The organism is Wolbachia endosymbiont (group B) of Scrobipalpa ocellatella (assembly GCF_964188425.1).
Lineage (GTDB): Bacteria > Pseudomonadota > Alphaproteobacteria > Rickettsiales > Anaplasmataceae > Wolbachia.
On the sequence record NZ_OZ077190.1, the window covers coordinates 541,363 to 561,821 of the forward strand.

Consider the following 20,459-nt stretch of genomic DNA (forward strand, 5'->3'; position numbering starts at 1 on the left):
GCTTCAAGGCATGTAGGATATTACTATTTTTGTATCCGTTCAGGAGATTGGCAGAATAGGATAGACAAGGAATCTAAAAAGATAACCATAGAGCAAAATATATTAAACCTTTTAGATGTATGGCCCCAGAATATGATGGCATGGATTAACTATAAACAACTCTGGAGATTTTGTCCACTTTGTACATATGAATTCAAAAGGTGTTTAAACCCTTGAGAGTTTTAAGTCTTTTCGCATAGTGATAGGCTATAACGAAGTTATAGAGATGCTCTTTAAGTTGTTGATGTGACTTATAGTAATATTTCTTGACTGTTGAATTGTGTTCTATTCAATAAGCTCAACCTGCCCATTAGTTGACTGGTGGCTGACTTTTGTTAAGCGATGTTCGATATTATTTTCTTCATAAACATGATCAAATATATGTTTGAAAGCATAATTATGGTGCATTGAATGGTTTGAGCATCTTTAGTGAATGAGCGTTTTTTCCACTTAACAATAGTTTTGGAGTTGAGGTTATAGTGTTTAGAGAGTTTTGCTATACTATCTTGTATTGCTCTAAGAACCCCAGTTATGGATTAGAAAACAGATAAAAGTAGAATTAATAAAGAGGGAAATAGGGTAAACTCAAGTATTTTAGCAATAATTTAAGAGGTTACCCATGAAGAAAGATATTTTACTGCTGCGTCGAGGATTTTTGTCGTGTAGTAGATGAAAATTTTGCAAATAAGTTCTTATCAAATGGCAAAAAACCAACCAGAAATAGCGCACTCAGAAATACTAACCATAATCCTGTTATACCACCAATCGCCATGTAAAAACTTCAAGGCTTTTTATCTTTGTTACCTTAAGTTACTCTATAGATCAGAATTTTCAAAGATGCCTTCATATCACAGATTTATTGCCTTAAAGCCGAGAGTTTTACGGATTACTTCTTCAATGGTTCTGCGAACAAGCGAAAATCTTCCTACATTGACACTTCTACGATTGCCGTTTGCCACAAAAAAAGAATCTCTAGGAACAAAGTTTTTGATGGTTTAGCAGAAATTGGTAAGAGCACGTGTGGTTGGTTTTTTGGCTTTAAATTGCACTTGGTGATTAACGAAATTGGAATCACTTACTCTAACCAAAGGTAACGTTGATGACAGAAAACCTGTGCCAACTATAACTAAAAGACTGACAGGACTTTTGTTCGGAGATAAAGGCTATATCAAGAAGGAGCTCTTTGAGGAACTCTTCGATAGAGGTTTAAAGCTTGTCACTAAAGTGAAAAAAGGCATGAAAAACGCACTAGTCTCACTAAAAGAGAAGATTTTATTGAGAAAAAGGTCGATTATTGAGACAGTCTTTGGTTGTTTAAAAAATAAATTTGAGCTTCGGCACAGATCGCCAATAAATTTTCTGGTACATATTTTTTCTACATTAATTTCATATTCCATGCAGTCAAAAAAGCCTTCTATTTCTAAGTTTTATTGCCTTGGTTAATCCATAACTGGGGTTTTAGTATTTTACCCAGGAGTACTGAAATGGCACGAACATCGACATTTGCACAGAAGTTGGAAAAGTAGTCAAGTTGTATCTATAATAAGTTAAGTACTTATATTTAGATCCTCATATATTATATTAATAATAGGTTAAAATGTATGAAATAAAAAGAAAAGGACTTGCTTTCTCATGCTAAAAAGGACATGACTTGAATAGCAGCAGGTAAATATAAGAAATTTGTCTGGCGCTAGAAAAGCTAATTTTGTGAGGTATGAAATGAGTTTTAGCAAGAGTAAGTTTTTTAAAGAAGTATCAAGTAACGGGTTTAAAAACATTAATAAAAGAAATGAAGAAGGAGAGACGATCTTGCATCAAGCAGTAGAAATCTCTGATTACAAAACAGTAAGGTTATTAATAAAAAAAGGAGCAGAGGTTAATGCAAGAGACAAAAATGGTTATACACCTCTGCACTGTGCAGTATTCGCAAAAAGTTTAGAAAATGTAAAAGTGCTGCTAAGGTCGGGAGCAGAAGTAAATGCCACTCAATATGTCACTGGATGTACGCCACTGCACTCTGCGTGCAAAATAGGAGGAGCAGGAGTTGAAATAATAAAAGAGCTGGTAAAGGCTGGAGCTGAAGTTAATCAACTGAATAAGTACGGAGCAACGCCAATGTATTACATATGGGAAAGTGAAAAGTATCGTCTATGTGATAGCAAAGAGAGTGAAAAGGCGAGTAAATTTTTGAGAGAAAAAGGAGGAATAACAAAAAGTAGAGAACTGACCTGCTATGGAATAGAGGGGCTAGTGGGAGAAATAGCAGACATGTTGAATGGAAGCTACATGCCGGAGCTAAAAATAATAGAGATAGGAGAAATAAGGAAAAGAGACAAATCACTAATAAAGGAGGAATGTCAAAATTTAGCAAGCAAGATAATAAGCCAAGTGAATGAAATGATTAATGAGACAGACTTAAGGTGGTAAATGGGTGGGGTAACTAAGATGTTCAATTTAAATAAGAGATTGGAAAAATTAAAGAAGAATTCATTTTATGTAATAAATGAAAAAGACGAAGGTGGTAATACAGTATTGCATCTAGCAGCACAATTCTCTGATGAAAAAGTAGTCAAGTTACTGATAGAAAGGGGAGCAGAAATAAATATAGAAAATAATAGCGGAGATACACCGTTACACCTAGCAGCATTTCTGGGAAAGGTAGAAAATATTAAGGCACTGATAAAAGGAGGAGGAGAAGTAAATGCTAAAAATGATGGAGGATATACGGCATTACATTGTGCAAGCATGATGAGCTGTGAAAAAACGGTAAGGGAGCTAATAAAAGCAGGATCAGATGTAAATACTAGAAATTATATAGGAAGGACGCCACTACACGGAGCAGTATTTATGAGGGAGATAAAGAACGTAAGAGCAATATTAGAAGCCAGGGGAGATGTAAATGAGAAAGATGATAAAGGATATACACCGATAGATTTGGCATATATGGGAAATAGCGAAGAGATCATGAGAGAATTAGTAGAAGGTTATGGAAGTTGATTGAGAAAAGGAAGAAAATGGTAGAAAAGGAAGTGTTGTTATTAGAGAGAAAATCGTTATCAGAACTGAGAAAAATATGGAAGAAGGTATATGGGGAAGAGGCACCTAAACATTCAAAGAAATATCTGATACCAAGACTATCATATAGAATGCAGGAGGAAGCATATGGAAAAATGTCAAGAAAAGGGTCAAAAAGACTAGAGTATCTGGCAGATCGACTAGAGAAGGGAAAAAGAATAAGTAGTGACAAATTGCCAGTAGCAGGAACAGAGCTAATATTAGAGAGAGGGGAAGAAACACATGCGGTAATGGTAACAGACAAGGGTTTAATCTACCGAGAAGAATTTTTCACATCATTGTCAGCAGTAGCCGGAAAAATAATGGGAATGAGTTACAACGGACCTTTATTATTTGGAATGCGTGATAAAAATGGAAGTTGAAAATGCTAAAAGAAGTAAGATGCACGATATATACGAGAAAGTCAAATGAAGACGGTCTAGAACAAAAGTTTAACAGTTTAGATGCGCAGCGAGTAGCATGTGAAAAGTACATAAAGAGCAGAGAGGGTTGGGTAGTATTGGCCAAAAGGTACGATGATGGAGGTTTCTCAGGAAAGAATTTAGAAAGACCAGCAATAAAGGAATTATTTGAAGATGTTAAAGGAGGAGAAGTAGATTGTGTGGTAGTGTATACTCTGGATAGGCTATCAAGGGAGACAAAAGACAGCATTGAAGTAACATCATTTTTTAGAAGGCACCGAGTAAATTTTGTAGCAGTAACGCAGATATTTGATAATAATACGCCAATGGGAAAGTTTGTACAAACAGTGTTATCAGGAGCAGCACAGCTAGAAAGAGAGATGATTGTAGAAAGGGTAAAAAATAAAATAGCAACATCAAAAGAGCAGGGATTATGGATGGGTGGAACTTTACCGCTTGGGTATGATGTAAAAGATAAAGAATTAATAATAAATGAAAAAGAAGCAAAAATAGTAGGGCACATATTTGAAAGATATTTGGAGCTAAAATCAATGGCAGAATTGGCAAGGGAGTTAAATAGTCAAGGATACCGGACAAAATCAGATATCTTTAAAAAAGCGACGGTAAGGAGAATAATAACAAATCCAATATATATGGGAAAAATCAAACATTATGAAAAAGAGTATGAGGGAAAGCATGAAGCAATAATAGAAGAAGAAAAGTGGCAAAAAGCGCAGGAATTGATAAGGAATCAACCATATAGAAAAGCAAAATATGAGGAAGCACTGCTTAGGGGAATAATTAAGTGCAAGAGCTGTGATGTGAATATGACACTGACATATGCAAAAAAGGAGAATAAGAGATATCGATATTACGTATGCAACAATCATTTAAGGGGAAAAGGTTGTGAATCAGAAAACCGAAATGTAATAGCAGGAGAAGTAGAAAAAGAAGTGATGAGGAAAGCGGAGCAGATATATGAAAATTGGAGAGAAAAGACCGAAGAAAAATGGGAAAATTTAAGTTTTGGAAAGCAGAAAGAAGTAGTGAAAAAGTTAATAAAGGGAGTAATGATAAGAGAAGATGGAATAGAGGTACATTCTGAGTCAGAGGAAACATTTATACCAATAAAAAAGAAAGGAAATAAATGCACAGTAGTAGAGCCAGAAGGGAAAACAAATAATGCACTACTGAAAGCAGTGGTGAGAGCTCACCTATGGAAACGTCAGCTAGAAGAGGGAAAGTATAGAAGTGTTAAAGAGATGAGTGCCAAAATTAATATAGGTACAAGACGTATACAGCAAATTTTGAGATTAAATTATTTAGCTCCAAAAATAAAGGAAGACATAGTAAATGGGAGACAGCCAAGAGATTTGAAGCTAGCTTATTTAAGAGAAGTACCAATGTTATGGAGTGACCAATTGGAGAAGTTTTACGGCTTAGAATCTCAATTTACAAAAGCAATAGGCAATGGAAAAGACTATGTGCCAGAAAACCAATACTTTAAAACAAAGAATTAAGGTAAACTAGTTTTACAGGAACTGATACTTAACTATGTAATAAAAATAGTGATAATCTTAAACATACATATGAAACGATTCCAGAACTCCAAAGTTATTGCGTAAGAACCTGATAGCCCTTCTCCCGCTGAATCATGTGGTGGGTCTGATAAAACCCCAACTATGGATTAGCCAGCAAAGAAAGGCATAGAAATAGAGGGCTTTTTCGACTGCATGGAATAGGAAATCAGAACAGAAAAAACATGAATTAGGAAATTTGTTGGCGATCTGTGTCTTGTGTGCTCAATCTCAAATTTGTTTTTCAAGGAGTCGAAAACAGTCTCAACAATCGATCTTTTCCTTAGTAAAATCTTCTCTTTAAGTGAAATGAGTACGTTTTTCATACCTTTTTTTACTTTAGTGACGAGTTTTAGGCCTCTATCAAAGAGTTTCTCAAAGAGCTCTTTCTTTATATAGCCCTTATCTCCAAACAAAAGTCCGGTCAGTCTTTTAGTGAGAGTTGGCACAGGTTTTCTGTCATCAACGTTACCTTTGGTTAGAGTAAGTGATTCCAATTTCATTAATTACCAAGTGCAATTTAAAGCCAAAAAACCAACCATATGTGCTCTTACTAATTTCTGCCAAACCATCAAAAACTTTGTTCTTGGAGATTCTTTTTTTGTGGCAAACAGCGATTGTAGAAGTGTCTATGTAGGCAATACCTGTCATTTTTGCTTGTTTGCAGAACCATTGCAAAAGTAATCCATAAAACCCGTGATTTAAGAGCGATAAATCGGTCATATGTTGGCAATTTAGAAAACTCAGATTTATAAAGTGGCAGATAAAGTAGGTAAAAAGCTTTGAAACTTTTGCAAGGGGATTGATGATATAATAGAATTATGGTGAGAATTTCCGAAGTCCGTTATTCTAGTGGGTTTTCTTCCTTTTGATAGGAGCATATTAGCAAAATTATCATCGACTGTGCGACAAAAATCCTCGACGCAACAGTAAAGTTCTGTAATATCTTTCTTCATGGGTAACCTCTTAATTATTGATAAAATACTTGAGCTTACCCTGTTTTCCTCTTCTTAGCTGCACTTTTATCTCTTTATTTAATCCATAGTTGGGGTGATAAAGGAAATTCTGTAGGTATCACAAAAGTCAATTCAATCAAACACAAAAGGCTATACCTATAAAAGAATAAACATCAAGAGAGAAAAATAATTTCTTTAGAAGAATCTCTAAATTATTAAGTCAACACTTATCCCCCTACTATTTCTTCTCACCTTGAGAGTATAGTTTATACCTAAGAAAATCTTACTTTGAAGATACATCAATTTTTTTACCCTCCAAGACCTTTCTTTTGTTTACTAATTTTAGTTGACTTCATTAACACACTACTATTTCTTTCGAAGCTCCCACCTTTTGCAGCTGGTCTAAACTATCGATTGGCCTCATAAGAGTAGATGGGACACCTGATTCTTTCACTACAAAATTTGATTGTTTAATAGTTTCAGCTGACTCTATAAGTATTCTACCGTTTCTTTCAAAACCTTTATCGTTAACAGCTTGTAGAACACTTTTTCCTCCTAAAAAGCAGCTTTCTCCTAGACTTGATTTATCTTTTAATTTGTTAAACTTCTCCTGGTTCTCTCCATCAAGCTTTACTTTTATTATATTACTATCACTAGGATACAGATGAATACTAATCTCGCCTACTTCAGTGGTAAAGGACATTTCAATGCTATCTCCTAAGACATCTGTATAATTTCTTTTTCCTCCTATATTTTCAACTCTTACTATACTCTCTCCAATCTGTAGGATGCTACTTTCTATACTAAAGTTTTCATTCACCTTACTATTCATAACCTTTCCAACTTCAACAATACTGTTTTTTGGCCACCTAAAAAGAACAAGATTGTTATCTACTTCTACTTGCAGATCATCATCTTGAACTTGTTCATTCTTATTTATTAAACCTTCATATGCGATACTTTTCAGTTTGTCCTTAATTTTTTTACACTCTGTAAAAATAGGCTCATCACTTCCCCACATAGTTTCACCTATCATTCTATCATTGTAAAAATCAGACTCTATTTTTGCACCTGCTAATAGTAGCTTATTGACAATATTGAATAAAGGTTCTAAAGCCTCTTCCCACTCATCTATTGCCTCTTCCCCATTGTCCTTATAACGTGATATAGTAGTAGGAGTTATACGCATAACACTGCTAGCATTAGCAATGTCAATTATTTTTTTAAATATAAAATTCGACACACTACGTTCATAGTGATCACAGCGTAAATTTAGCTTTATTTTTCTTTTCAAATGTTCATCTATTAAACGTTCCATCTTTTCTAGAGTGACCTTTGCAGAACTTTCGTATCTATTTTCATGAAACTCTTTCATTATACTTTCCATCTTGTCATGAAATTCATCAATCGAAACTTTTTCGCTTTCAGTTAACAGATTTGCTAAATTCATTAAAATTGAGTTCTCTGGAATAAAAGAACTTTCAACAACAGTATTGTTGTCTTCAACAACGGACTCATGCCAGTCATCAGTTTGTTCTTGATCTAACAATGATGGACTAGGCTCCAGAGTTTGCTGACCAAAACGTTCCATGTGCTGTTCTTCAGTAGCTAATCCACCATTTGCATGAACTTGCTTAGTTCCTAAAATATATTCTAATATCATAATCCCTCAATCTATAGATATATTATGTACATAATTAGCATGAATAAAAGCTAATGCAAGTATAATTTTTCTAATACCAATTTCCGTTAGTTATGAAACACATGAAAAAGAGCTGTTTTTGCCTATAATTGAGAAGTTAAACAAATTTATCATTTGCGTTCCCAACAATGAGTGTTGGTATTAGCTGCATGATGCATACGCTACTTTTAAATTTGATCAAACTTAACTAAAAAAGTAGTGATTTTCAATAATTTACCTACAATCTAATTCATAGTTGGGGTTAGAACAGTGTTACAGAACTTGATTATATACTAAAGCATAATCACTCTAGATGCAAAAGTGGTTAGCTGCATAATTTACCTAGCAATTTCTCCCCTAGAGTCAGAAACTCTTCTTAACTCTTCACGTTCTGTCCATTTGTTGTTAGACTCGCTTATTACTTCAGGATGCATTAATCCACCAGATCTAGCAAAAACACCTTGATCTATAGCTTCAATAACCGATAAACCTCCCAATAAGCAATTTTGCCCTATTTCTTCATGACTTGCTATTTCTTCAAATAGATCTTCATCGCTCACTTCTACTCTTATCAATTTTTTATTGTTCTCATCAGGATATAATCTAACTTCCAATTCTCCCAAACTAGTATAGAAAGTTAATACTATACTGCTGCCTTCTGTAAGATCTGTATAATTCCTTATGCCATCTTCAGTTTTAATTTCTACTTCACTATTACCAATCCTTACTATATTTCTTCCACACTTTACATCCCCATCTGTGAGACCTAAATCCCTTACCCCATCTGTTATCTTTATAATGTCTATTTTACTATCTTTAGAATATTCTAAGTAAAAAACGGAGTTGTCTACTCTTACATCTTTTAGCTCGCTATTGGTTGCATTTTTTGCGATTTCAATAAACTTATGAGAATTGCTAACATAATCTATATAAGCTTTTTTTAGGTTAGTTTTATGCTCTTTAAATTCTGGTGTCAGTGTGTTAGCATCAACTGTATTACCAAACACTGCCCCTTTTGATACTAATTGACATATTATATTACTAGCAACTTTAGGATTTTTTTCCAACTCACTGATTTTTTTCATCACATAATCGGTAAAAGTGTATTCATTACCTGAAAAGAAATCTTGTGAAAGAGAATAGTTTAATCGTACACCAGACTTTATAGCATCGTTTACAATCTCTTCAAGTTCAGCCATATTTTGAGCTTGAAACATCTTATCAGAAAACTTATTTAACTTCTCCTTTTGATTTGAGGTTAAATTAACGAGTAATTTGCTGACCTGTCCTTTCTTTTGCTGACGATAAATAATATTTTTATCATAATCTAATGCTCCTGCTTCTAGAAATATTTTTCTTAACTCTTGAGCAAGATCTTCATTGTCCCAAGCAAAACGTTCAACATATGAGAACACTTTTGACTCACCCATTCCGTGCCGAATATTTAGCACCACTTTTAGGTCTGAGTCTCTTTTATGCTTACTTAAAAACTCCTTTAAATTTTTAGTGCAGTCTGAATCTAGTGCAAGTAAGTCATACAATTCCTTATTCATCTTTTTCTGTTTATCAGTTAAAAATAATTCTTCTATATTATAGCAGAGTTTATTAGTTGCTATTTGTTGTGGAGTTTTACCCTTTCTACTTGTTATATTAGGGTTAGCTCCTTTTGAGAGGAGAGAGTTTGTATTATCGTAATGACCTTTGGCAGCAGCAAGGCATAATGGTGTTTTTCCTTTATTATCTTGTATGTTAGGATCTGCGCCTGCTTCTAAGAGTAAATCTATAGCCTGATTTCCTATGCGACGAAATCCACCAATATTTGCTCCTGCAATCGCATGCAATACTGTTGATTGAGATTCTCCTCTTCTTAGGTTAAGAATCACTTTTAAATCTTTATTGTTTTTATTATCATGTAAAAATTCTTCAAGGGGCTCAGTATTATCAAATGAACCACAGTTAGAAGCTAAACATTTTAGAGCACTAAGTAACTTTTTGTTTAAAATTTTTTGACTTGGCGTAAGATCATGGTCCAGAGCAAACCAAACACAAATTTGTTCACTTAATCCAAGTTTGCTATCTATCAAAGATAATGGTTCATTATAGTTTCTGACTGATGGTAAGTCTCCTGAGTACCACATATCATTCATCAGCTCATTTAATAAATGCTCTTTAGATGATAGATGTTCTATAATGGACTCATATTCGAAATCATATAGTTCTGATTTGGATTTTGGCTTTAGTAGATTGATGATAGATTTTACCATCCCAGTAGACTCACTCATACTTACCCCTTAAGCTAAGATATATGATATATTGTATGCGATATGTAACATTAAGTCAATAACCATAATCTTTTTACTGCTCACGTCGTTAAGCTTTTGTTAAGTTTTTATGGTGAGTAACAATGGAGTATATAGAGAGGTTAAAAGTTGCTTATGACTCCAAATTTGAGCTAATTTTACTATAAATCAACATGGTTAAGACCTATACTTGATATCACTACTATAAGAGCATGATGCTTTAAAGGAGCACGGAAACTGCTGAAGCTTATACAGTAACCTGCGGAGCCACTTCAGCAGAATAAACAAACACATGCCAGTATTAGTAGAGAATTATTTATAAGTCAACTAACTTTTTCAAAAATATTTTAGCAAGAACATCAGTGTTGTGAAAAAAAGTTCAAAACCTTCCAGCCTTGGTAACTATTTACACAATACATACTTTTAGCTCTTAGCTATCTAAGGAATTCACTGGAGATTGATTACTATAAATGTAATTCATATTATGCTTAGTAATAAATGTATCGGAAAACGAACTTTTAACAGCACTCCATGTACTCGTATCAGGATCATTTTGTTTTCCTTCTATAACTTTGTCACAAAACTTCCCGACAGCATAACCTACTTAAGATGACTATTTCTTAAGACTAGATCACTGATTAACTGCTCGAGATAGACCTGCTTGTTTAACATAAGGTTGTTGGAGACTACCTGGCTGTTGACCAAAAGCAACCACAGAGCTATGTCTTACATCTACCTCTACAAACTCATTACCAATTTTTATAAGGGAACCTTCATCTGTTGCACCTTTATTAAAAACAGCATATATCAGTTTCACTTTGCCAGCATCAGTAATTACCTTATACGCTTCACCTTCTTTATATCTTTTCAACTGGTCCTTAGCATCTTTTTCTTTTTTATCCAATTCTCCTTTCTTAGCAAATTTTAGCTCTATTCCAACTGGGGGGTATTCTTTTTTTTGATCAGTAGCATTTATAACCAAAATAACATCCAACTTCTCTCCACCACCTATTTGAAATTCAGTAATAACTTTTATATTATCTTCTCCGTAGCTACTAAATAAACCATGCAATACAGCTTGAAATGTAGCCTCATTGCTTATTAATGATTTGAAAGGATGTAGTATATGAGAAATTTCTTCAAATAGTTTTTTGTAATCATCATATTTACCAGATTCTATAGCTTTGCTCAAAGCTGCTTTAAATTTTTTATTTTCCACAATTCGAGTAAAATTACCTTGTAAAATTTCTTTACCTCTTTTGTATTTGTCCAATGAGTCATACGTATTTACTGTAATTCCCTTATTCTTATTACAGTACTGATCAAATGGATTCTTATTACTAGGCGTACTGTATAAGTTACAGGTTATTTCTTGTATCTTTATGTCATTGACGTTTTGAATTCTCCTAATATTTTCAATAGGAATTCCTTTATTATCTGGCACTCTCAATGCAAATTCATTTTTTTCATTTATGTTGAGTATAAGCACCTTCTTACCTAAAGTTAGCACTATAGTTGTAACACAATCCTCAATACTTTCTTTTGCTGCTTCTGGGCGTTTCTGTGATCCAGTAACCATTTTATCATTTTGATCATAAATAAAAATATGTTTACCTAACTTTTCACGCTTAATAATATTAGAAATAAGTACTAGCTGACCTAAGATCATTCTGCTGACATAATTAATATTATCACTTCCACCATTGCTCCAAACAATTCCATAGTAAAGATACTCTAGCTGTGTTCTTATCACCTCAGCATTCGCTGCTTCAGTGCCAAGTAACTTTTCTATTACAGAATTACCTTCTCGACTAAGAAAATTTTCTACATCAATTTTAACATTTTCGTGATGAACCATGTCAAAATTTAATCCTACACAAATAGCTTCATTAGCTATAGTAATCATTCTTATAGAGTTAGAAAAAGAGCCCTTAACATAATCTTGTGCTTGCTTCAATGCTTTTATCACTGTACTTATCTCACCAGTACCTGCTTTAAGCTCAATAATAATAGGAATAGAGCTTAGCGACTTATCAGAACCGCGCACAAGTAAAATAATGTCTGCGTAACCTTTTCCAGCAAATAATTCGAGATAAAGTTTTAGGTGAAAACGATACTTAAAATTTATCAAAAACCCAGCTAAAAACCCATGATGACTTGATTCTTTACCGCTAAATAGAGTTTCTTTTTCATATTTCTTATAGACATTTGTAATATAATTAAACATTCTTCTAGCGTTCTTTTTTACTTCTTCGAAATCTTGATTACTCAATTTTGAAATTAAGCTCTCTAGGTCTTGTTGGTCACGATCTTTTTCTATTTCTGTAAAACCTTTTTGTGAATAATCAGTCTTTTTACTAAAAGCTGGATCAACCTTTCCGTACTTTACTTCTTTTCCTGTAATTGTTATTTCATGCTCTTCTTTTTCTAGTTTATCAAACTCTGCTCCCATTTTCCATTTCTGTGCTATTTTTTCTAACTCTCCTTGAGAGAACTTTAGATGCATGTTACCATCAACTTGATCAGACATCGTTATACACTTAAGTCCCTCATTAGTTAATATAGCTATTTTTAAAGTTCTATTATCATCAAAACGAAAATGAAGTTTTTTAATACCAATTTTAGTAGCAAGTTCTGTGTCTAATACAGTAGCAAACATACCAAAAAAGAAACTAGGGAAAAAGCCTGGCTTTCCAACTGAATGCAAAAAAGAAGGAGATTGATTGATAAACGATTGGAACCTTTTTTGAAAATCTAGGAACTCGTCTTTTGATTTATTTCTCATTAACAGAAGCTGTACCAACTCAAGCGGCTTGACATTACTTGGCATATTACTCCTATTTGCTATGGCTTAAAGATTTTATATTATATGGGGTATCAGTCGTACTGAGACTTGACTGTGGCAAAGTATCACCAGCTTCACGCAAAATTGATTCTTTAGAAGCTTCTTGAGCTAATTTAGAAAATACTTGTTCTCCTAACTGCAATTTTTTACCCCCATGAAATAACTGAATTTTACTTAATACAGAATCTTTAACCTTTATCATCTCTTCACCACTCATTTCTTTTACGTGCTTTAATATCTTCCCTAATATTTCTTCTTTACTTACCCCTTGTCTACTTGGATCCACAATTAAATTTGCTATTGTATATGTAACTGAATAGTCTACAAAAATAGAGGAAATAGATTGCTCCCCGCGGTCTTGAGTTTTTAATTTTATTATACGTTCCCAAACATTCATCATACATTTTTTTGTTTCTTCAGACAGATCTGGATTCTTCAGTACTTGATCTGATAATGAAGATAAAAAAGTTGTGTAACGTTCACATTCAATCTGACTACACAATCGGATTAATTCCATAAAAGAATCAAAGTAATACTGACCTACTAGCACATTCAACACTGCATAATAAGTATTTTCCTTATAATCTCTATCTAGTAATTTTTTCTTTTGCTCATCATCCATTTTAGACAGGCAAAACTCTATGGTGTCTACTTCTTTGTAACCCTTTACTGCAGATAAAGCTGCTTCAATTAACAGATCATCTTTATCTTGACTAGAAATACTGGAATCATTGTGTAATTTATTATAGAAGAACTCTATACCTTCTTCCCAGTTTTTATTAGAATTTATCTGTATGGATTTTTGCAAACCTTCAACTGATTTATATTCGTTTAGTTTTCCAATCTGCTTATCAATAAGAAAAGACCAGAAAGCTTCTATAGGGCTAGTTTCTTCGATATTTTCCAATAATTCTCTTCTCAGATCATCATCAGATCCATCTTCTTCAAAGGCACTTCTCTTAAATCTCATAAATACTTGTTCAAATAATCCAGGAATCTTATCTTCTAGACAATATTTACATGCCAAGTAATATCTATCTGCAAGATCAAGCGGATTTTCTTTTCCATTTTTATTTTTTTCTTCAGTTAGCCTTTCACCAACAGCTTTATTCTTTAATTTTATTCCATCCCAACAAGAATTATCAGAGAATATATCAGAAAAAAAAATTAGTTTTTCCTCATCAAAATCTTCAATTAATTGAATATAAGCCCTCAACCATCTTTCTACTCTAAGGTGTTTTCTTGCTTTAACTTGATTATCGTCGCCTTTAATAGCACCTTTTAATATATCAAGTATTTTATTGTAATTGTGATCCAAACCAGATTCCATACCCGCAACCCCATTTTGTATTTTAATATAAACTTTAGTCTAGTAAATTATCGTTGCCAAGTCAATCTTTTTCTCCAAACCTTACCACTGCACAACAGGAAATTTCTTGAGAGCCAAGTATGATATTTTCATTCTAATAATTAATTATTATAAAACATTTTTATTTACGAAAAAATAGACCTTGTTGTAACTAAAGAAACGTCTATTTTAGTGCTGCAAAAATTTGAATTATTGACTCTTTCTAAAATTGCAAAAAAGGTCGTATATTTGCGAGAACAAGCCGCATAGAAATAAGGTTATAAAAATAGAAGGTTTAAATTATTTTCATAAGCTTAGGCAAAACAGTTCGTACGTAGGTTTAGTAAAAGTGAGCCAATATAGCTGATTTCAGCGTATAATGAAATTATTATCTAGAAAAGTTCGTATGTATCGTTTGGTAGTCCAATTGATTCCAAGAAAAACACTTCTCACCACCATTAGTTTTGAACACTGGAAATGGTCATATTGTTTAGGTTCTTAATAATACTTAATATTAAATTAACAGTAATCCATTTGAGAATAGCAAAAGACCTGCTGCAAAAGGTAATTGAAAAAGTGATGCGAGAGAGGTAGAAGAAGAATAAGCAGATCGAGTAAGGTAAAAAATGAGCTTTAGTTACTATAAAATGAAGAAGCACCCAAGAAACTTTCGTAATATAACAGGTTTAACTATAGAGGAGTTTGAAAAGGTGGTGGAAAAAGTGAGGTCTGAGTGGAAAAAACTTGAAAAACAGAAAAAGTGCCATGGTAGAAGATCACAACTACCAACTCTGGAAGATAAGTTATTTTGCGTAATTTTGTACTATCGCACTTACATAACACATAGATTTTTAGGGTGCCTGTTCAATATGCACAACGCAAATGTATGTAGGTTACTGAAGAAAATAGAGCCATTACTTGCCAAGAAAGTTACTATAACAAAAGATAGAAGTATGACATCAGAAAAAATACTAAAGATTCTGGCTGATGTTACAGAACAGCAAATACAGAGGCCAGAAGATAGTAAAAAACGGAAGAAGTCATATTCAGGAAAAAAAAGAACCAACACTATGAAAACTGAGATTGTTATCGAAGAAGATGGAAGAATTTTATCAGTGTCAAAGTCATATCGTGGTAGAATTAGTGATTTTCGCATAAGGAAACAAGGAAAATATCTACCACTCGATAGCATAAAATATGCCGATTCTGGATATCAAGGTTGGCAAAAATTGCAAAGTAATGTCATATAAAAAGTACCGTAAAAAGCCATTAATTTCAGAGCAGAAAGAGCATAATAGACGATTAGCATCATTTAGAATGAGAGTAGAAAATAAGATCCGTGAGGTAAAGATATTTAAGATTATGTCCCATGTTTACCGCAATTTTCAGAAAAAATATAACCTGAGGTTCAATATTATTGCTGGTATTGTGAATCTTAAGCACTCCTTTTAGTTAACCTTGATTTTAGTCACCCTCCTTCCCTTTTTTTATCGCTTGATTCGCAGCAGGTCTTATGCTATAGATACTCAAATTTATATAATTTAGTAACAGCTTTATAGTGTAAAGAAAGGTTAATATCATTGGGGGGTTTATGCAAATATCTGAGCTTACTACAGAAACTTCAACAACTATAACAGAGGTTTCTATTGAGAACCCAAACAGCGAATTATTTGATGCTGTAAAAAAGGTAACCTTGATAGAGTTAAGGAGCTTATAGAAAGAGGAGCCAGCATTAACACTAAAGGTAGTGATGGCAATACTCCTTTACACTTAGCTGCTAAAGTTGGTAATTTGAGTGTAGTAACCTATCTTGTGGGTGAAGAAAGAGCTGATATTTATGCAAAAAATCAATACGGACAAACACCTATATCTCTTGCTGCTAAAAATAATCACTTAGAGCATGTCTTCAAACCAAAAAATGAGCTAATTTGTGAAGTATAATAGTGATCATATTAAAGAAGATATTAGTTTTTGAAGTGAGGGGAGAATGCTCATAATCCTTGTTCATACGTCTCTTACTATTACCCACAAATATAAAGTTCGTGAGCAAGTCGCCATCCTTCTGCTAGATCAAAGAGACGTCTCCATCCTTTCCAAATAGTAATGGGGCCTGGTTCTAGATCATTTTTTCTAGCCAAATGTCCTCCAAGTTGAGCAATCCATGAAACAGCTTCTTTTATAGTAGGAGTTGCATTTGAACATGGTTTTCTATGTATTTTTACATATAGAACTTTCCATTCTTCTTCGGCTAATAAGGTAGTACACGGTAATGTTGGATCAGTTCTTGCAATTGTTGTAATAAAGAAAATTCTCCAAGCAATAATACTCATTACTGTTAAATATCGCATCAACCTTTCTGCTGTTCCAAGCCTACATTCTTCAACTTTGAGACCAGATTTTAAAATTTTATGTAATATTTCTATTTTCCATCTAAGACAATACCACCTAACTTTTTCAACAGCTTCATCAAAGGTATTGACTGGAAGATTTGTTAAAAGCATCCACTCTAGCGGATTTGTTTCAGAAGGAAAGTCTTTTTCAACAACGTAAACTGCATAGTGTGGTAATTTAAGTAATTCTTCTGTCTTATGCCTAATACTATTCTTAGATGGATGCATAATAAACTTTCCGAATCTAACTTCCAAATGTGCTGTTCTTTTTGGCTTATTATCTTTTGCAGGAACTTCAACTTTTACCGTACCTGCACAATGAGAGGATTTAATAAATTCCCATAACTTCTGCTCACCTTTTTCAGGATATCGAGATTTTCTATTTACTGCCCTATCTTTGGAAGCTCTAACTAACACTGCCGAATTAAGATTATATGCAAGCTCAAAAAACTCATATATATCTGCTTCTCTATCGCATATGGTTATAGTCTCAGTTTGAGTTGAATCAATAATGTTGTTTGTGTTGCTTAAAGTTTCTAACCATTTTATACTCTCTTTATCTTCAATGCGGATACTGTCATTATTCTTTTTTTTTATGTTTTCAGATTCTTCAGGTCTTGAATAAATTTTTTGATCTAGTATCCCTAGTACCAAACCTTCTATACTAACAGCTAGAGCTGTATGCATTATAATACCTTGACTATGTTTTCTTGTAATAACTCCCAATCCACTTGTTTTTTCATGGTCTGTGTATGAAATATAACTTGTATCTTGGATCACAAAAATTTTTTTATGGGCTTTTGTTCTTTCAACTGTTTTAGCAACGTGTGAAGCTAGAATATCGCCTTCTTTCACGTTCTCATTTTGAAAAAAACGATATGCTGCTTTTGCTTCTGACCAACTTCCACACGCCTGATTGATTGAGCTTTCAGGTAAACTTGTAAAACTATCAGCAATATTTACTAATCGGTCAGTTAACCTTTTATCTCCAAGTACAGCATCTCCAAATTCATTTTCAGCCCATTCATTATTCCTGTTTGCCATTTTTTACCCTCAATGTTTGCAAACTTTAATGTTGTAATACTTTATTTTTATGTCCATTTATATTTGTGGGTAATAGTAAGATACGTCTAAAATTGGAAAGCCAGGCAAATGTCCGTTCTACGATCCAACGTTTAGGAATAATCTGAAATCCTGTATCAACCAATTTCTTGGCAATTGTTAGCAAACATCCAGTTTCCAATAAACATCGATTTTGTAATTTACCTGTGTACCCTTGATCGGCAAAAAACTTTCGTAAGGTTGGGGCTTTGCATTTAGCCTGAGCAAAAAGATCTAGAGCACTATCGCGATCTTGAATACTTGCACTGTGTACTTCAGCAGCAATTACAAGACCCACAGTATCTACAATGATATGGCGTTTTCTGCCCTTTATTTTCTTTCCAGCATCGTATCCCTCTCGATCCCCTTTTTGAGTCGTTTTTACTGACTGGCTGTCTATTATTCCCACTGATGGAGTTTCATTCTTACCGATTATCTCTCTTACTTTTTTAACTAGAAAATCATGAATTTCTTGCCATATTCCACTTTTTTTTAAGCGCGAATCACAACTATACACGGTTTTCCATGGTGGAAAATCTTTAGGCAGTTGTCTTCATTGACATCCTGTTCTCATCATATAGCGGATTGCGTTAACAATTGTTCTAATACTATGTTTTCTTGCTCTGCCGGTCTTTTAAGGTTCAAAATATGGCTCTATTATCTTCCATTCTTTGTCACTTATGTCGCTTGGTACATCTTAAAATATATCTTATACCATACTTCTTAACTTCTTTCTACTCAGTTTCAAGACGGGCTCTAACAACCCCAACTTTGATTTTAGTATTTTTTCTTGTGTTGTACTCATATCTGACACTCCTTTAAAATTTGTTTATATTTTTATCTTACTTTATTACCCTGTCAGATTAAGTCTAAACTATTACATCTGCAATCTCTCCTATTTGACCTACCAACAATGAGTATTGGTATTAGCAATGGGATAAAAAACAAATAGCAAACACTGAAATTAAATAAGTACATAAGCAAAGTGCTCTAGTTCGTTTGTGTATCCCTATAACTATCAAGGGCTCTCTCTGCTTTTACATTATTTTGAATATTAGAGCTAGGTTTATCTCCTTTTTCTTTCTCATATAATGACCACCCACATAGTCCAATTACTGCAGGTACAATAAGTGCTGCTAAAAATATATATGTTTGTGTCACAAATGCTAATGCTATAATCAAAGCTGAAAGAGATGCTGATAAAGTGAAATACACAGTTGACCTGTGACGTTGAATGTTTTGTGTCTTATTTTGTACTCTGTCAGATTTCACATTTTCTCCCCTGTAACAATTTTTATCTAGCACCTTTTCATTAAATGCTCCACTAAACATTAACACAGTTTCTCCTAACGTTCTTCTAGTAAGATTTTCCTCCACTGCAATATTACCTCGTGCGGATAATGCACCATTACCAACGTATCCAACTCCCTCACCCATTATAGATTCTGCAAACTTTCCTTCTTTTGATACCCTACTTGGCGCGCTAAGATCACCATAATTAATAGCAATGCTTTTGATGCCACTGTCGCTTATCAGCTTATTTAAATCTTGAGTATTTCCAGTATTGACAAATATCCCACAAAATCCTGAGTATTTTCCACTATCTTGCTCTATTTCCTTAGCAGCTTCTATTTCTGCATTGACAAAAGCTATTTTTGCTTCTTTTTGCTCATCATTACTCAAACCACTCAAAAAAGCATTAGGTACCACAATGCTTAATCCTTCTTTATGTTTGGCAGCCATTAAGGCATTCAGTTTTACTACGTTTTTAAACTTATCTTGTAGCTCAGATTTTCTGCTACCTATTAACTTTCGACTTCTAGCAAAATACTTGTAGTCTAAGGTATTTCCTTTTAACTTAGGAAAAGTAGTATAATGAACAACGCTTTCTATAGGATCATTCAGCAGCTTTCCTGAATGATCTAAATGTTGTGTTACTTCAGCCCTTATAACTATATAAGAAGATTTTTTCTGTAGCTCTCTCCTATAATCTTCAAAACTTTTATATTTAGATGGTATTGTTACTCTTTTACCAGCCTTAAGAAGCTGAATATCATGCACTTCTTTTGCGCCAATACGATCCTTATCATATATTAAATCTATTTTTTGTTGTTTATTTTTAATCTCTTTTGCATATACTGTTTTAGTTGTGTTATCTATTACTATATCCGCATCCACTCCTTGTGTAAGCTGCACAATAGGGGCTAATTTATTATCAGTTATCATGCACTTCCCAGTGTACGGATTAGAACAACAGCCTTTTTTAGACCCTAGCCCAAACATTTCCATTAGTGGCCTTCGAATTTCATAATGCAATGAATAAGGAGTTGTGCAAAATGGAATTTCTTTTGTTTCTTCCTGAATTAGTCTAAGATTCATAACCTCCTCACTTTACACATTGTAGTATCATTAATGATAGCATTTTATAAATCAGGAGTCAAGCATTCCAAACAAATATAAGCTACATATACAAAGCACAAAGATTTTTGAAAATAGCTCTAAATAGAACTCTTGTATTGTGAATCAGATAGCTAAAATGCTGCTAGATAATGGAGAAAATGCTAACTTGAAAATCAGGATTGTGTACCATTACACCTTGCAGCTCAAAAAGGTTACAGAGAAATTGTCGAAATTCTGTTAAACAATAATGCAGATCCTGAATGGCTTTGTTGCATAGCTGTCAATAAGATGTAGAGATGGAAGGAATTTACAAGGCAAATTCGAAAAGAGGCATACCGATATCAGT

The 20,459-nt window shown here is 33.5% G+C and carries 13 protein-coding genes and 5 pseudogenes; 9 read left to right on the forward strand and 9 right to left on the reverse strand.

The genetic code is table 11. From position 1 onward, the window contains the following. Positions 1 to 111: 111 nt before the first annotated feature. Positions 112 to 441, reverse strand: a pseudogene (locus AB3210_RS02515) (IS481 family transposase); the annotation flags it as partial. A gap of 227 nt (positions 442 to 668) precedes the next feature. Between AB3210_RS02515 and AB3210_RS02520 the strand changes: the two are divergent. The 5 genes and pseudogenes from AB3210_RS02520 to AB3210_RS02540 all read left to right on the forward strand — a co-directional run bounded on the left by AB3210_RS02520 (position 669) and on the right by AB3210_RS02540 (position 5,035). Continuing rightward, positions 669 to 1,482: pseudogene (locus AB3210_RS02520) on the forward strand (IS982 family transposase). A gap of 276 nt (positions 1,483 to 1,758) precedes the next feature. Then, positions 1,759 to 2,466, forward strand: a complete 708-nt coding sequence (locus AB3210_RS02525) for an ankyrin repeat domain-containing protein (RefSeq protein WP_230609168.1) — start codon at positions 1,759 to 1,761, stop codon at positions 2,464 to 2,466. Then, positions 2,467 to 3,036 (forward strand): ankyrin repeat domain-containing protein, encoded by a 570-nt coding sequence (locus AB3210_RS02530; protein ID WP_019236409.1) that lies wholly within the window; start codon positions 2,467 to 2,469, stop codon positions 3,034 to 3,036. It abuts the gene before it with no gap. A 17-nt stretch (positions 3,037 to 3,053) separates the two neighbouring features. After that, the gene (locus AB3210_RS02535; protein WP_019236408.1) at positions 3,054 to 3,476 is read left to right on the forward strand and encodes a DUF2924 domain-containing protein; all 423 of its coding nucleotides are present in this window, start codon (positions 3,054 to 3,056) and stop codon (positions 3,474 to 3,476) included. A gap of 2 nt (positions 3,477 to 3,478) precedes the next feature. Beyond that, positions 3,479 to 5,035: a recombinase family protein gene (locus tag AB3210_RS02540; RefSeq protein WP_096097267.1), complete on the forward strand. Its 1,557-nt coding sequence runs from the start codon at positions 3,479 to 3,481 to the stop codon at positions 5,033 to 5,035. Between the two features lie 167 nt (positions 5,036 to 5,202). Here the strand turns inward: AB3210_RS02540 and AB3210_RS02545 are convergent. The 5 genes and pseudogenes from AB3210_RS02545 to AB3210_RS02565 form a co-directional block, all read right to left on the reverse strand. Beyond that, a pseudogene (locus AB3210_RS02545) lies at positions 5,203 to 6,048 on the reverse strand (IS982 family transposase). 355 nt (positions 6,049 to 6,403) lie between these two features. Then, positions 6,404 to 7,711 (reverse strand): hypothetical protein, encoded by a 1,308-nt coding sequence (locus AB3210_RS02550; protein ID WP_019236482.1) that lies wholly within the window; start codon positions 7,709 to 7,711, stop codon positions 6,404 to 6,406. A 356-nt stretch (positions 7,712 to 8,067) separates the two neighbouring features. Next, positions 8,068 to 10,011, reverse strand: a complete 1,944-nt coding sequence (locus AB3210_RS02555) for an ankyrin repeat domain-containing protein (RefSeq protein WP_264336127.1) — start codon at positions 10,009 to 10,011, stop codon at positions 8,068 to 8,070. A 649-nt stretch (positions 10,012 to 10,660) separates the two neighbouring features. Further along, positions 10,661 to 12,859 carry a hypothetical protein gene (locus AB3210_RS02560; RefSeq protein ID WP_096097234.1) on the reverse strand — a complete coding sequence of 733 codons (2,199 nt, stop codon included), beginning with the start codon at positions 12,857 to 12,859 and terminating at the stop codon, positions 10,661 to 10,663. A 7-nt stretch (positions 12,860 to 12,866) separates the two neighbouring features. Further along, the gene (locus AB3210_RS02565) at positions 12,867 to 14,204 is read right to left on the reverse strand and encodes a hypothetical protein (RefSeq protein ID WP_096097233.1); all 1,338 of its coding nucleotides are present in this window, start codon (positions 14,202 to 14,204) and stop codon (positions 12,867 to 12,869) included. 644 nt (positions 14,205 to 14,848) lie between these two features. On the opposite strand from AB3210_RS02565, the pseudogene AB3210_RS02570 reads away from it, so the two are divergent. From AB3210_RS02570 to AB3210_RS02580, 3 genes and pseudogenes are all read left to right on the forward strand, one after another. Beyond that, positions 14,849 to 15,674 (forward strand): annotated as a pseudogene (locus tag AB3210_RS02570) (transposase family protein). A gap of 139 nt (positions 15,675 to 15,813) precedes the next feature. Next, positions 15,814 to 15,939, forward strand: a complete 126-nt coding sequence (locus tag AB3210_RS02575; RefSeq protein WP_255702879.1) for a hypothetical protein — start codon at positions 15,814 to 15,816, stop codon at positions 15,937 to 15,939. 14 nt (positions 15,940 to 15,953) lie between these two features. Next, positions 15,954 to 16,163 (forward strand): ankyrin repeat domain-containing protein, encoded by a 210-nt coding sequence (locus tag AB3210_RS02580; RefSeq protein WP_264690065.1) that lies wholly within the window; start codon positions 15,954 to 15,956, stop codon positions 16,161 to 16,163. A gap of 80 nt (positions 16,164 to 16,243) precedes the next feature. On the opposite strand, the gene AB3210_RS02585 is transcribed toward AB3210_RS02580, so the two are convergent. From AB3210_RS02585 to AB3210_RS02595, 3 genes are all read right to left on the reverse strand, one after another. Then, positions 16,244 to 17,656, reverse strand: a complete 1,413-nt coding sequence (locus AB3210_RS02585) for an IS4-like element ISWosp2 family transposase (protein WP_214303148.1) — start codon at positions 17,654 to 17,656, stop codon at positions 16,244 to 16,246. Positions 17,657 to 17,681: 25 nt separating this feature from the next. Beyond that, positions 17,682 to 18,230, reverse strand: coding sequence for an IS5 family transposase (locus AB3210_RS02590; RefSeq protein ID WP_264690049.1), 549 nt, complete (start codon positions 18,228 to 18,230; stop codon positions 17,682 to 17,684). A gap of 473 nt (positions 18,231 to 18,703) precedes the next feature. Next, positions 18,704 to 20,092 carry a hypothetical protein gene (locus AB3210_RS02595; RefSeq protein WP_367363651.1) on the reverse strand — a complete coding sequence of 463 codons (1,389 nt, stop codon included), beginning with the start codon at positions 20,090 to 20,092 and terminating at the stop codon, positions 18,704 to 18,706. A gap of 237 nt (positions 20,093 to 20,329) precedes the next feature. Between AB3210_RS02595 and AB3210_RS02600 the strand changes: the two are divergent. Beyond that, positions 20,330 to 20,407: pseudogene (locus tag AB3210_RS02600) on the forward strand (hypothetical protein); the annotation flags it as partial. Between the last annotated feature and the right edge of the window lie 52 nt (positions 20,408 to 20,459).